Below are 13,668 nucleotides of genomic sequence, written 5' to 3'. Positions count from 1 at the left end.
GTACACAGGCAGCAGGTTCCGGCTGGGGAACTGGCGTGTGCGCTCGCGACTGGTGGCGCTGATTCTCATCCCCACCGTCGTGGGCGTTCTCCTCGCGGGTGTGCAGCTGGCCAACGCCATCAACACCAGCACCGAGTACCGCAGGCTCACCCAGCTCGCCGAGGTGGTGCAGCGCGTCAACGCGCTCAACCACGAGCTGGCCAAGGAGCGCACGCTCACCTCCTGGTACATCGCCGACCGGCGCCGCCCCAGCAGGCTGAACGCGCTCAAGACGCAGCGCCAGGCCGTCGACAAGGCCAAGGCGGGCGTCCTGACGGCCATGTCCGCCATCGACGCCTCCCACGCCCAGCACGTCCTGTCCGACGCCTCGGAGATCCGCCGCTGGCTCACCGGCATCGACGGCCTGCGCGAGTCGATCCTCGACGGTGAGAGCGTGCCGCCGCGAGCGGCGATCCGCACGTTCTCCACGATGATCGACACGATCTCCCACCTCCAGACCGAACTGGCCAACGGCGTCAGCGACGAGGACCTGCAGGAGAACATCTCCGCGCTCGGCGGCCTGGCCCACGCCAAGGAGGAGGTCGCCCGCCAGCAGGCGATCCTCGTGGTGGCGCAGGTCGGCCGCAAACTCGACTACGACGACCTGTCCGACTTCCTCGGCTCGTGGAACCGCCAGCAGGCCGAGCAGGCCGTGTTCGAGCAGAGCGCGAGCGCTGCCGACCTGCAGTCCTACCGCAGGAACCTCCGCGGCCTGCAGATCGACCGCGCCGACGCGATGCGCCAGCGCGCCCTCGCCCAGATGCGCGAGTACCAGAGGATCGTCGACCTCGACGTCACCTCCCGGCGCGACATCACCCTCTGGCACGACAGCACCACGGCGGCCGTCAACGCCCTGCGCAAGGTCGAGGACGGCCTGACGACGCGGATCGTGGCCCAGACCCGCGACCTGAGCGACCGCGAGCAGCGCAACGCCATCATCTCCGGCGCGATGATCCTCGTCCTGCTGCTCCTCGTGCTGATCATCACCACCCGCGTGGCCGGCTCCCTCGTCCGGCCGCTGCGCCGGCTGCGCGCCGAGGCGCTCCAGGTGGCCACCACCCGGCTGCCCGAGACCGTCCGCGTGCTGCGCGAGTCCGGCGACGGCGCCGCGGTGCCGGACGTTCCGTCGATCGGCATCAACACCCGCGACGAGATCGGGGAAGTGGCCCGGGCCTTCGACGAGGTCCACCGCGAGGCGATCCGGCTGGCCGGCGACGAGGCCAAGCTGCGCGCCAACGTCAACGCGATGTTCGTCAACCTCTCCCGGCGCAGCCAGACGCTGGTCGAGCGGCAGCTCCAGCTCATCGAGGGCCTGGAGCAGGGCGAGGAGGACGAGCAGCGGCTCGCCAACCTCTTCCGGCTGGACCACCTGGCCACCCGCATGCGCCGCAACAGCGAGAACCTCCTGGTCCTCGCCGGCCAGGAGGGCGCCCGCAAGTGGAGCGAGCCCGTCCCGCTGGTCGACGTGGCCCGCGCCTCGCTGTCGGAGGTCGAGAACTACGAGCGGGTCCAGATCCAGATCCCGTCCGGCATCCAGATCGTCGGCCCCGCCGTCACCGACACCGTCCACCTGCTCGCCGAGCTGATCGAGAACGCGATCTCCTTCTCGCCGCGCGAGAGCAAGGTCCAGGTCACCCATTCGCCGGCCGAGGGCGGAGTGCTCGTCACGATCAACGACCTCGGCATCGGCATGACCAACGAGGAACTGGCCGAGGCCAACTGGCGGCTGGCCAACCCGCCCGTCGTCGACGTCGCGGTCTCGCGCCGCATGGGCCTGTTCGTGGTCGGCCGCCTGGCCCTGCGCCACGGCATCCGCGTCCAGCTCCGCATGCGGGAGACGGGCGGGCTCAGCGCCCTCGTCATGGTGCCCGACATGCTGATCGCCGGCGCCCCCGGCGCCCCGGCGCACGGCCAGTACGACGCCTTCACCTCCTTCGACCCGTCGGCCCTGGACCAGCCCGTGGCAGGCGGCGCCTATGCCGCGCCGGCGACCCCCATGGGCTTCGGCACCGACGACGTCCCGGTGAACACCGAGTGGCCAGGCGACGTGCCCGTCCCGGGCGGCACCGGCACCAGCTGGCCGTCCTTCGCGGAGGAGCCGCCCAAGCAGGCCGAGGAGCAGCTCTGGCCCTCCTTCGCCGAGGAGCCGCCGCCCGTCCAGCGCGAACGCCGGCCGTCGTTCGCCGACGAGGCGCCGCAGGCCGACGAGCCCCGCTGGCCGTCGTTCGCCACCGAGCCGCCCCCGCCCGCCCAGGACGAGCCGCGCTGGCCGTCGTTCGCGACGGAGCCGCCGCCGCTCGACCCCGCGCAGCCGGAGACCCGCTGGCCGTCGTTCGGCGAGCAGCCGCGCAGGTCGTCGATGTTCGACGCGCCCGAGACGGCGCAGCCGTCGAGGCCGTCCCCGTTCGCCGCCGAGGGCCCGGAGCAGCCGCCGTTCGGCCCCGGGGAGATGCCGTGGCCGTCGTTCGCCGAGACGGCCAAGCCGTCCGACTCGTACGCGCCGAACGGGCACTCCGCCTTCGACCCGTTCGGGCCCGGCGACTACTCCTCGCAGGACCTGACCGGCCCGTTGCCCGTCGTGCGCAGCTCGCCGATGGAGGAGCAGAGCGAGGACTTCCTGCCGATCTTCTCGTCGGTCGGGTCCGACTGGTTCCGCAAGCCGGACCCCGAGCAGCTGCAGCCCAGGCCGGAGCCGGAGCAGCAGCAGGCGGCGTGGAACGCGGCCCCGCCCGAGCCGGAGGAGCCGGAGACGGCCGTCCAGCCCGCGGTGCGGCTCGACGCCGAGCCCCCCGCCGACCTCCGCCGCCAGGCGCCGGAGACCGCCGAGCGGCCGGGGGCGCTGCCCAGGCGCCGGCCCGGCGAGTCGGGCGCCGGAGCGACGTGGTCCTCGCCGGCCGACACCGGCTGGCAGGCCGCGCAGGCGGCGGCACAGCCGGCCCAGGGCGGCACGACGGCCTCCGGCCTGCCGCGCCGGGTGCCCAAGGCCAACCTGGTGCCGGGAACCGCCGGCCTGGCGGAGCCGCAGGCCACCTCGCCCGCTCCGCAGATCTCCCCCGAGCGGCTGCGCAGCCGGCTCTCCAGCTTCCAGCAGGGTGTACGACAAGGCCGCGCGTTCACCCGCGGAGAAGAAAATGAGGAGGACACATGAGAGAACTGAGCCAGGGAGCGCGTGGCATCAGCTGGCTGATCACTGACTTTGTGAACAATGTGCCAGGTGTCGCGCACACCGTCGTGGTCTCGTCCGACGGTCTGCCACTGGCCTTCTCCGAGGGTTTCCCGAAGGACCGCGCGGACCAGCTGGCCGCGGTCGCCTCGGGTGTCATCAGCCTGACGCAGGGTGCGGCACGGGTCTTCGAGGGCGGCCTGGTGACGCAGACCGTCATCGAGATGCAGCGCGGGCTGTTGATGATCATGTCGATCAGCGACGGCTCGTGCCTGGCCGTGCTGGCCGCGCCCGACTGTGACATGGGCCTGGTGGCCTATCAGATGACGCTGCTGGTGGAGCGTGCGGGGCAGGTCCTCACGCCCGCCGTACGCGCCGAACTGCAGGCAGCCCGCCCCCGCTAGCGGGGGCGGTGACAGGAGAACATGGTGTCAGGTCAGGGTTGGGCTGGTGATAGCACTCCGCCGCATCCGGCGGCTCCACGTCCGCAGAAGTCGAGCTCCCTGGTACGGCCGTACGCCGTGACCGGGGGGCGCACGGCCCCGCGGATGAAGTTCGCCATGGAGGCGCTGGTGTCCTCCGTGACGTCGGAATACCAAGACATTTCTCTGCTGAGTCCGGAGTATCAGGCGATCATTCAACTGACCCGGAACGTCAGGTCGGTTGCCGAGATCTCCGCACTCCTCCGCCAGCCTCTCGGGGTGGTGCGGGTGCTGATCGCCGACATGGCGTCCGAGGGCCTGATCCGCGTGCACCAGCCTGCGCTGGACGCGGGAAAGCCGGACCTCAACTTGCTCGAAAGGGTGCTCAGTGGACTTCGCAGGCTCTAGCGCCGGCCTAACCTCGACGAAGATCGTCGTGGCCGGCGGGTTCGGCGTGGGCAAGACGACGTTCGTGGGGGCGGTCTCGGAGATCCTGCCGCTCACCACAGAGGCCGTGATGACGGACGCCTCGGCCGGGGTCGACGACGTCTCTCTCACGCCGAACAAGACGACGACGACGGTGGCCATGGACTTCGGCCGCGTCTCGCTGGACCGTGACCTGATCCTCTACCTGTTCGGCACGCCCGGGCAGCACCGGTTCTGGTTCATGTGGGACGACCTCGTCCGCGGCGCGATCGGCGCCGTGGTGCTGGCCGACACGCGGCGGCTGGCCGACAGCTTCCCGGCGATCGACTACTTCGAGGAGGCCAAGCTGCCCTTCATCATCGGCATCAACGGCTGGGAGGGACAGTTCTCGCACCAGGACGAGGAGATCCGCGAGGCGCTGTCGCTCGGCTCGCACACGCCGATCGTCCGCCTCGACGCCCGGGTGCGCGAGTCGGTGAAGAGCACCCTCATCACGCTGGTGGAGCACGCGCTGACGCGGCACATGCACGCGCCGGCGTAACGCCGCCGACCAGGAAGCCGAGTGCCGCCGGACGACCGTCCGGCGGCACTCGGCGTTCGCGGGCCGGGACCCGCGCTCAGGCGGTGGGGGCGGGCGCGTCCACGCCGCGCACCAGGCGGCCGACCTCGCCGCGCAGGCGGACGAAGTCGGGGTGCTCGCGCGTGGTGATCTGGTCGCGCGGCGCGGGCAGGTCCACCCGCAGGTCGCCCACCACGTGCGCGGGCGCCTTCGACAGCACCACGACCCGGTCGCCGACGTAGACGCTCTCGTCGATGTCATGGGTGATGAGCACGATCGTCATCTGGTGGTGGCCGCGCACCTTGAGCACGAGGTCCTCCAGGTCCTCGCGCGTCTGGGCGTCCACCGAACCGAACGGCTCGTCCATGAGCATGAGCGACGGCCGGTAGGCCAGCGCGCGGGCGATCGCCACCCGCTGCTGCATGCCGCCCGACAACTGGAACGGGTACTTGCGCCCCGCCTCGGCCAGGCCGACCGACTCCAGCGCCTCCTGCGCGGCCTCGCGCCGCCGCTGCTTGTCCATGCCGCGCCGGCGCAGCGGCAGGGCCACGTTGTCGGCCACCGACATCCAGGGGAACAGCGAGCGGCTGTAGTCCTGGAACACCACGGCGAGGTTGTCGGGCGTCTGGCGGACCAGCTCGCCGCCGACCCGGATCTCGCCCCCGGTCGGCTTGATCAGCCCGGCGATGGAGCGCAGCAGGGTGGACTTGCCGCACCCCGAGGGGCCGACGATGCACAGCAGCTCGCCCGCCGCCACGCTCAGCTTGAGCCCGTCGATGGCGTGGTGCTCGTTCGGGGTGCCGGGCCCGTATACGTGCGTGAGGTCTTCGATCTCGAGCAAGGGATGTCCTAGGGCAGCCGGATCCGGAGATGACAGGTCGACTTTACCGAAGCCTGTGATCTATGAACATGACGAAAGCGCATCGTGGGTCACCCCGTGGGCCTGGGGACGTAGCGACCGACCGGAGCGCCGACGATCTTGCCGGTGTCGAGCACGTGGTGACCTCGCACGAACGTGTCGGTGACCTTCGCGGTCAGCTCGAACCCCTCGAACGGCGTGTACTCCTGCGCCGACTCCGACTCCGCGGCCGAGACGGTCCACGTGTTGTCCGGATCCACCAGGCAGATGTCGGCGTCGAAGCCCGGGGCGATCCTGCCCTTGGCGCGCAGGCCGTACCTGCGGGCCGGGTTCCAGGAGGTGAGCGCGGCGATGCGCCCGTACGACAGGCCGCGCCGGCGCCCCTCGGTGATCAGGCCCGGCAGGAGGTACTCGGCGCCGCCGAAGCCCGCCTTGGCGACGAACACGTCGTCGGCGGGGGCGCCGAACTTCAGCTCCTCACGGCAGCAGGCATGGTCGCTGACCACCCAGTCCACGGTGCCGCCGAGCACGTGCTCCCACAGCGCCTCGACGTCCTCGCGCGGCCTGATCGGCGGGTTCACCTTGGCGCCCAGCCCGTTCGCCGTCTCGATGTCGGCCAGCAGGTGGCCGATCGTCACCTCGCGCCGGAAGTCGATGTGCGGGAAGGTCGCGGCCATCCGCACGGCGGCGTCCAGCGCCTTGCGCGACGACAGGTGGAGCAGGTTGACGTTGCCGAGACCGGTCTCGTGGGCCAGGTAGGAGGCGATGAAGACGGCCAGGCCCTCGGAGTGCGGCGGCCGGGAGGCGCTGTAGGCGGCCAGGCCGGTCAGCTCGCCCGCCTCCTCCACCAGCCGGGTGTAGGCGGTCATGATCTCGGCGGTCTCGCAGTGCAGCGACAGGGAGATCTCGCCGGCCAGCTCGGGGAAGCGCTCGCGCGCCGCCTGCACGCCGCGCATCACGAACTCGAAGTGGGCGTAGTCGTAGCGCTCGCCCTCGGGCAGCATGAGGAACCTGCCCTGGTCGGCCGAACGGCCGTGCAGCCCGTGCCCGCCGTAGAACATGAAGATCTTGAACGACGGCACCCCGAACCGCTCCACCAGGTCGGGCAGCTCGCCGATGTGCTCGCTCGACATGGGCGCGAGATGGAAGCCGTAGTCGACGTAGGCGCGGTCCTCGGCCATCCGCAGCACCTCGGGGAAGAACTCCGCGTACGGTCCGCCCCGGTTGAGGTAGTACTGCCCGGTCCGCATGTAGGTGAGCGCCGTGGTGACCCCGCCCTGCGCGGCCGCCTTGCTCTCCGAGGCGGCGTCGTCCTCCAGCGGGTTGTAGATGCCCCAGTGCTGGTGGGCGTCCACCACGCCGGGGAAGGCCAGCCGGCCGTTGCCGTCGATCACCTCCGGCACGCCGTCGGCGGGCAGGCCGGGCGCGACCCGGTCGACGCGCCCGCCGGTCACGGAGATGTCCGCCGCGACGGGATGGTCGCGGTCGTGCGTCACGACACGCACGTTCTTGATGAGCAGGTCCGTCACGTCCGCCTCCTACGCGGTACGGCGGGCGCCGCGATGCCAGCCGAGCATCCGGCGCTCGATCATGAGGAACAGGGAGTTGAGCACGAAGCCGAGCACCCCGAGCACCACCACGCCGGCCCAGATGCCCGGCATGTCGGCGTTGTTGCTGGCCACGCTCAGCAGGTAGCCGATCCCGTCCGTGCTGCCCTTCAACTCGGAGATGACCATCAGGATGAGCGCGAGCGAGACGCTCAGCCGCAGGCCCGCGAAGATCTTGGGGGAAGCGGCGGGCAGGATGATCCGGAAGAGCCGCAGATGGGCGGGGACGCCGAAGACCGTCGCGGTCTCCATCTGCATACGATCGACGTTACGCGCGCCGTCGATGGAATTCAGCAGGATCGGCCAGATGATGCCGAAGACGATGGTCGCCACCTGGACCTGGGTGCCCATGGCGAACAGCACGAGGAAGACCGGCAGCATCGCGGGCGGCGGCACCGCGCGGCCGAACTCCACGAGCGGGTCGACGTAGTCGGCCAGCCGGCCGATCCGGCCGATCGCCACGCCCAGCGTCACCCCGACGAGCACGGCGGCGGCCCACGACCCGATCACCCGGACGATGCTGGGCACGAAGTTGTCCACCGCCTCGTCGGTCAGCAGCAGCGGGCCGGAGAACCACCTCTCGCCCATCCAGGAGGCGATCAGCGTCGGCGGGGGGAGGAACGGGTTGGCCACGGACCTGGCCAGCAGTTCCCAGCCCACGAGGACGACGGGGATCAGCCACAGCCGCCTGACGAGCGTCCCGATCACAGGTGCCGCCAGCGGAACAGGCGCCGCTCGGCGCGCAGCAGCACGGTGTTGACGGCCAGGCCGACGATCCCGGCCCACAGGAGCGTCGCGACGACGTCGAGCATCGCGTCGGCGCCGATGCCGGTGCTGGCCTGGATGAGGAAGGCGCCGATGCCGCCGGAGCCGCCGACGAAGTACTCGACGCTGATGGCGAGGATCAGGGTGATCGAGGCGGCCAGCCGGACCCCCGTGTAGATGAACGGTGCCGCGCTGGGCAGCGCCACCCGCCAGATCACCGCCGCCTGGCCGAAGCCGAACGAGCGCAGCGTCTCGGTGGCCACCGGGTCGACGTCGCGCACGCCGTACAGGGTGTTGATGAGGATGGGCCAGGACGCGGCGTAGACGATCAGCGCGACCTTGGCGTTGATCTCCGGCTGGAAGAAGAACAGCGCCAGCGGGATCAGCGCGACCGAGGGGATGGGCCGCAGGAACTCCACGATCGCGCGGGTGGTCTCCTCGACCACGGGCACCGTGCCGAGCAGCAGGCCGATCGGCACGGCGACCAGCACGGCGAGCGGCAGCCCGATGACGGCGGCGGTCAGGGTGGAGAGCAGGTCGCCGAGGAAGACCGGGTCGGCGGCCAGCCCGGCCACCCGGGCGAGCGAGGCGGAGGCGGCGGGCAGCCAGGGGAGCAGCCCGCTCCTCGCGGCCACTTCCCAGGCGAGCAGGAAGACCGCCACGCCGACGGCGTGGCGGACGAGCTTTCCGTGCCGGGCGCGGGTGACGACGGGCCGTCGCACCCGCGCCGGCGTGGTCGCAGCGGTCATCCCTTGAAGGGCACGATCATGGAGTCGACGTTGATCTGCTCCTTGAGGAAGCCGTACTCCAGCATCAGGTCCGCGACGCGCTGGATGCGCTGGGCGCTGAGCGTGGTCGGGTAGTTGCCGAGGTTGATGGTGGCGGCCGTCTCGGCGGGGATCTTGGTGAAGGTCGGCAGGATCTTCGTCACGGCGCTGCGGTCGGTCGCGGCGATGTTCTGCGCCTTGGCCATGGCGCGCTGGAAGGCGGCCATCGTCTTGGGGTTCTCGGCCACCCACTTCTCGGTCGCCGCCCACCCGGTGATGGGCAGGGCCTCGGTCGGGCCGGACATGGTGTCGACGAGCATGGTGGCGCCGAGCTTGTTCTTGGCCTCACTGACGTACGGGTCGGTCATCCAGACCGCGTCCACGTCGCCCTTCTCCAGCGACTGGAGCCAGTTGGTGGTGGGCACCTCCACGTACTGGATGTCCTTGCCCGGGGTGGGGTCCAGGCCGGCGATCTTGAAGTGCGGGTTCATGGTGAGCACGCCGAGGCCCTTGAGCGCGTTCACGCCGACCTTCTTGCCCTTGAGGTCGGCGACCTTCTTGACGGGGGAGTCGCGGCCCACCATGACACCGAAGGCGCCGGTCGCGCCCTGGTAGGAGTCGGCGATGTACTTGAACTTCTCCGCACCTTCGCTCTGGATCGTCAGGATGGTCGCGTAGCTGCCGAGGACCACGTCCATGCTGCCGTTGGACAGCTTGGGCAGCACGGCCTGGGGTGCCTGGATGGCCTCCGTCTTCACGTTGAGGCCCTGCTCCTTGAAGAAGCCGCGCTCGATCGCGATGAACAGGGGCGCGGAGTCGGCTCCTGGGTACTGGCCGATGAGCAGGTCGGTCTTCTCCAGCCCGGCGGCGTTGGTGGCGCCGCCTGACGGTTCGCCGGAGCTGGAGCACCCTGCCAGGGCAAGGGTGACCACCAGTCCGAACAGGGCGATGCGCCCTGGTGCGCCGAGCCTCATCTCGCGTCTCCTTTGAACGAGGGTGAGCGACGACCGTCGCGCCCTTGTGCCGTCAACCCTTGCGCATGATCCCCCGAATCTGGAATTTATCAATATATATGGCCAACTATCGGTCGCACTGATTCTATGGAGGTATGTCCGGATATTGAGTGAAGATATGTCTGGCGTTCATCGGGGACCTGTGGCTACTGTCGGGACGTGGAGACATAAAGGCAAGATCATTGACTGGGGCATTTGCTGCGGTCAACCGATTATTTGTTGAGCATAAATAAGGGTTTCGGACCACCGGTGCCGGGGGCGGCACCACCAGAACTTGATCCTCTTGCACCAGACCATCCCGAGGAGAGGTTGCGGAGGCCAGTGAGAAGAACAGTGCCCCCTGCAGGCGGGGACTCCGGGTCGTCTCCGGAGGAGTCCCTCTTCCCGTCACCTCATGCTCCGGCCGGGCCCCCGCCCTCACGGGCCGGCCGGCCGAAAGGCACCGGCGGGTTCGTGCGCAACTGGCGCGTACGGACGAAACTCCTGGTACTGATCGTCATCCCGACCGTCGCCGCGCTGGCCCTCGGCGGGCTGCGGGTGACCTCCTCGCTCAGCAGCGCCACCGAGTACGAGCGGGTCAAGGAGACCGCCGCCCTCGCCGGCAGGCTGACCGAGCTGGCCCACCAGACCGAGCTAGAACGCGACCTGACCGCCATGTTCGTCGCCCAGGGCCGCAACGGCGACCGCAACGAGGTGGCGGCCCAGTACTCCACCGTGGACCGGCTCGTCGCCGAGGCCCGGCCCGGCGTCGCCGCGCTGGCCGCCTCCGACAGCCCGCTGCGCACCGAGGCCGTCCGCGTCCAGAACCGCTTCGACGAGCTGCCCAACTCCCGCAGGACGGCGATGGAGTCCCGGCTCAACGTCGCCTCGGTGATCGAACTGTACGACCAGTCGATCTCCGACTTCCTCGAACTCAACGACAACATCGACCAGGGCGCCGTCGACAAGGAGCTCACCGACAGCGTCGCCGGCTTCGCCGCCCTCTCCCGGGCCAAGCAGTACGTGTCCAGGCAGCGCGCCCTGCTGGTGTCGGCGCTCGCCCTCGGCCGCTTCGGCGAGCGCGAGCTGGACGCCTTCATCGCCGCCCGCTCCCAGCGCAACAGCGAGCTGGCCACGTTCCGGGCCGCGGTGCCGCTGGCGCTGCGCCAGGCCTACGACGACACGGTCAGCGGGCAGGCGGTCGACCGGGCGGAGCTGATCCAGGCCCGCGCGCTGGCCCTGCAGGACGCCGGCCTGCCGCTCCGCGACGAGGTGCTCGGCCTCACCCAGGACGGCCAGGTGTGGTTCGGCGCCGTCACCGAGACGATCGACGGCATGCGCCAGGTCGAGCAGCGGGTCGCCGACTCGATCCTGCTGCGCAGCCAGGACGTCCAGCGCGGTGAGCAGCAGGGCGCGGTGCTCTTCGCCGTCGCCATCGTGGCGCTGCTCGTCCTGGTGCTGGTGGTCACCGCGCTGATGGCGCGCTCGCTGAGCGGCCCGCTGCGGCGGCTGCGCCGCGAGGCGCTGCTGATCGCCGGGCGCCGCCTGCCCGAGACCGTCCAGCGACTCCGCGAATCGGACGCCGCCGCGGCGAACGTCGAGGTGGAGCCGATCGGCGTCGTGTCGGACGACGAGATCGGTGAGGTGGCGCGGGCGTTCGACGAGGTGCATCGTGAGGCGGTGCGGTTGGCGGGTGAGGAGTCGCGGTTGCGGTCGAACGTGAACGCGATGTTCGTGAACCTGTCGCGGCGCAGTCAGACGTTGGTGGAGCGGCAGATCACGTTGATCGATGGTCTGGAGCAGGGTGAGCAGGACGAGAGCCGGTTGGCGAACCTGTTCAAGCTGGATCATCTGGCGACGCGTATGCGGCGTAACAGTGAGAACCTGCTGGTGCTGGCGGGTCAGGATCCGCCGCGCCGGTGGAGCCAGCCGGTCAAGCTCGTCGACGTGACGCGCGCCTCGCTGTCGGAGGTCGAGAGCTACGAGCGGGTGGTCCTGCAGGTGCCCGATGGTGTCTCGGTGGCCGGTCAGGCCGTCAACGACGTCATCCACCTGCTGGCCGAGCTGGTGGAGAACGCCCTGTCGTTCTCGCCGCGCGAGACCCGCGTCACCGTCTCCGGCAGCCGCATCGACGGCGGCGGCGTCATGCTGTCCATCACGGACTCCGGCATCGGCATGACCAACGACGAGCTGGTCCAGGCCAACGAGCGGCTCTCGGACGCGCCCATCGTGGACGTGGCCGTGTCGCGCCGGATGGGCCTGTTCGTGGTCGCCCGGCTGGCGCACCGGCACGGCATCCGCGTCCAGCTCCGGCCGCACGCCTCCGGCGGGCTGACCGCCATGGTGCTGCTCCCCGAGTCGCTGCTCGGCACCCCCTCGCCCGCCTACGCCGGCTCGGGGAGCGGCGGACCGGCCCTGGAGGACGCCTACCGCGGGCCGCAGCTCGCCCCCGCGCCGCACTGGCCCGAGGCCACCTACCAGATGGGCCCCGGCCAGCTCGGCCCCGGTTCGATGATCCCCGGCCAGACCGGCCCGGGCCGGTTCGGTCCCGGTCACCCGTCGTACCCGTCGAACCCGCCCGAGGCGAACGGCGCCTGGCCGTCCATGCCGCAGTGGCCGTCCGACACCGGCGGCTGGCCGTCCGACGAGCCCCCCGGCGGGCCCGCCGACCGGCTGGTCCCGCGCGGACCGGCGGGCTGGGGCGGCGAGGGCGACGGGCCGCCCCGGCGGCCCGGCCTCGACCAGCAGCAGCCGTGGAACCCCCGCGACCGGGCGGCGGACCGGGCCGCGGACGGCTCCTCGGGCCGGTTCGGAGACCCGCTGGGCGGCCGGCCGGGCGACCGGTTCGGCGATCCGCTGGGTGACCGGCCGGGCGACCGGTTCGGTGACCGCTCCGGTGACCGCTCCGGCGGCCGGCCGCTCCGGCCGCTCCGTGACGACTTCGCCGAGACGGACCCGGCCGACACCGGCCCCCTCCCTCGGGTGGGCACCCCGCCGTCCGGCGGCGACGACTACCTGCCGATCTTCGCCGCGGTCGAGTCGGCGTGGTTCGCCGGCGGGGCGAGCTGGGACTCCGCCAAGGCCGACGAGGGCTGGAACGCGGCCCAGGCCGTGGTGGAGCCGGTGCGCGACGGGGCGACGGCGTCGGGTCTGCCGAAGCGGGTGCCGAAGGCCAACCTGGTGCCCGGCTCGGCCGGGACGGCCGCCGCGCCCAAGGGCGTGACGCCCATGCCGGCGGTGTCGCCGGACCGGGTGCGCAACCGGCTGTCGAGCTTCCAGCAGGGCTTCCGGGCCGCCCGGGAGGACATCAACGACGGCAAGTCGTATCCGGACGGCCCGGGCGACGGGTCGCCAGGTGACAGCAGGGAGGAGGGTGCGTGAGGGATCTCAGTCATGCGGCGCGCGGGGTCGACTGGTTGATCACGGATTTCGTGAGCACGGTTCCGGGTGTGGCGCATGCGGTCGTGGTCTCGTCCGACGGGTTGCCGTTGGCGGCGTCGGCGGGGTTTCCGCCGGATCGGGCTGATCAGTTGGCTGCGATCGCGTCGGGGTTGGTGAGTTTGACGCAGGGTGCCGCTCGGGTGTTCGAGGGTGGTGCGGTGAGTCAGACGATCGTGGAGATGCAGCGCGGGTTGATGCTGATCATGTCGATCAGTGATGGTTCGTGTCTGGCGGTGTTGGCCGCGCCTGATTGTGACATGGGTCTGGTGGCGTATCAGATGACGCTGATGGTGGACCGTGCGGGTCAGGTGCTCACTCCGGCTGTGCGTGCCGAGTTGCGCGCCAGTCAGTCCAGGTGATGCAGGTGAACGACCCCCGATGGAACGGCGGAGTCCCCGGGCCGGCGCACGGGCCGGTCCCCGGGCCCGCCCCGGGGCCGGGTTCCGGGTCCTACTCCGGCCCGGGTTCGGGCTCCTACCCCGGGCCACGTCCGGTGCCGGCCTACGACCCCGCGTCGCCGGTGCGTCCGTACGCGGTGACGGGTGGGCGGACGGCGCCGCGGGTGAAGCTGGCGATGGAGGCGTTGGTGTCGTCGGCGACGGCTGAGCCTCGCGAGTTTTCGCATATC

Annotated in this window: 12 protein-coding genes; 7 read left to right on the top strand and 5 right to left on the bottom strand. The window is 71.0% G+C overall.

Features of this window, described 5'->3' with window-relative positions; all coding sequences use genetic code 11:
• Window positions 1-37 precede the first annotated feature (37 nt).
• The 4 genes from CXR44_RS34555 to CXR44_RS34540 are packed head-to-tail and all read left to right on the top strand — an operon-like array spanning window position 38 to window position 4,591.
• Window positions 38-3,187: a sensor histidine kinase gene (locus CXR44_RS34555; protein ID WP_180903847.1), complete on the top strand. Its 3,150-nt coding sequence runs from the start codon at window positions 38-40 to the stop codon at window positions 3,185-3,187.
• Window positions 3,184-3,606, top strand: coding sequence for a roadblock/LC7 domain-containing protein (locus tag CXR44_RS34550; protein ID WP_101790364.1), 423 nt, complete (start codon window positions 3,184-3,186; stop codon window positions 3,604-3,606). The genes CXR44_RS34555 and CXR44_RS34550 overlap by 4 nt, the downstream gene beginning before the upstream one ends.
• Before the next feature lie 21 nt (window positions 3,607-3,627).
• Complete coding sequence (locus CXR44_RS34545; protein ID WP_235996047.1) at window positions 3,628-4,032, top strand: DUF742 domain-containing protein; 405 nt, start codon at window positions 3,628-3,630, stop codon at window positions 4,030-4,032.
• On the top strand, window positions 4,013-4,591 hold the full coding sequence (locus tag CXR44_RS34540; protein WP_101790363.1) for a GTP-binding protein: 579 nt from the start codon (window positions 4,013-4,015) through the stop codon (window positions 4,589-4,591). The genes CXR44_RS34545 and CXR44_RS34540 overlap by 20 nt, the downstream gene beginning before the upstream one ends.
• Before the next feature lie 76 nt (window positions 4,592-4,667).
• Here the strand turns inward: CXR44_RS34540 and CXR44_RS34535 are convergent, their stop codons facing one another.
• The 5 genes from CXR44_RS34535 to CXR44_RS34515 form a co-directional block, all read right to left on the bottom strand.
• Window positions 4,668-5,450 (bottom strand): ABC transporter ATP-binding protein, encoded by a 783-nt coding sequence (locus CXR44_RS34535; protein ID WP_101790362.1) that lies wholly within the window; start codon window positions 5,448-5,450, stop codon window positions 4,668-4,670.
• A gap of 89 nt (window positions 5,451-5,539) precedes the next feature.
• Entirely contained in the window at window positions 5,540-6,997 is a 1,458-nt protein-coding gene (locus tag CXR44_RS34530; RefSeq protein ID WP_101790361.1) for a dihydroorotase, read from the bottom strand.
• Between the two features lie 9 nt (window positions 6,998-7,006).
• Window positions 7,007-7,783: an ABC transporter permease gene (locus CXR44_RS34525; protein ID WP_245899778.1), complete on the bottom strand. Its 777-nt coding sequence runs from the start codon at window positions 7,781-7,783 to the stop codon at window positions 7,007-7,009.
• The gene (locus tag CXR44_RS34520; RefSeq protein ID WP_101790360.1) at window positions 7,780-8,589 is read right to left on the bottom strand and encodes an ABC transporter permease; all 810 of its coding nucleotides are present in this window, start codon (window positions 8,587-8,589) and stop codon (window positions 7,780-7,782) included. The genes CXR44_RS34525 and CXR44_RS34520 overlap by 4 nt, the downstream gene beginning before the upstream one ends.
• The gene (locus CXR44_RS34515) at window positions 8,586-9,581 is read right to left on the bottom strand and encodes an ABC transporter substrate-binding protein (RefSeq protein ID WP_101790359.1); all 996 of its coding nucleotides are present in this window, start codon (window positions 9,579-9,581) and stop codon (window positions 8,586-8,588) included. The genes CXR44_RS34520 and CXR44_RS34515 overlap by 4 nt, the downstream gene beginning before the upstream one ends.
• Window positions 9,582-10,073: 492 nt before the next feature.
• Here CXR44_RS34515 and CXR44_RS34510 point away from each other — a divergent pair, with 492 nt between their 5' ends.
• The 3 genes from CXR44_RS34510 to CXR44_RS41860 form a co-directional block, all read left to right on the top strand.
• Window positions 10,074-12,980, top strand: coding sequence for a nitrate- and nitrite sensing domain-containing protein (locus CXR44_RS34510; protein ID WP_101790358.1), 2,907 nt, complete (start codon window positions 10,074-10,076; stop codon window positions 12,978-12,980).
• Window positions 12,977-13,399, top strand: a complete 423-nt coding sequence (locus CXR44_RS34505) for a roadblock/LC7 domain-containing protein (protein ID WP_101790357.1) — start codon at window positions 12,977-12,979, stop codon at window positions 13,397-13,399. The genes CXR44_RS34510 and CXR44_RS34505 overlap by 4 nt, the downstream gene beginning before the upstream one ends.
• Window positions 13,399-13,668: DUF742 domain-containing protein (locus CXR44_RS41860; RefSeq protein WP_281260315.1), on the top strand; the 270-nt coding region annotated here is incomplete at its 3' end. The genes CXR44_RS34505 and CXR44_RS41860, both read left to right, overlap by 1 nt.

It is taken from the genome of Nonomuraea indica (genome assembly GCF_002850745.1).
GTDB lineage: Bacteria > Actinomycetota > Actinomycetes > Streptosporangiales > Streptosporangiaceae > Nonomuraea > Nonomuraea indica.
This window is presented reverse-complemented; position numbering and strand designations above follow the sequence as displayed.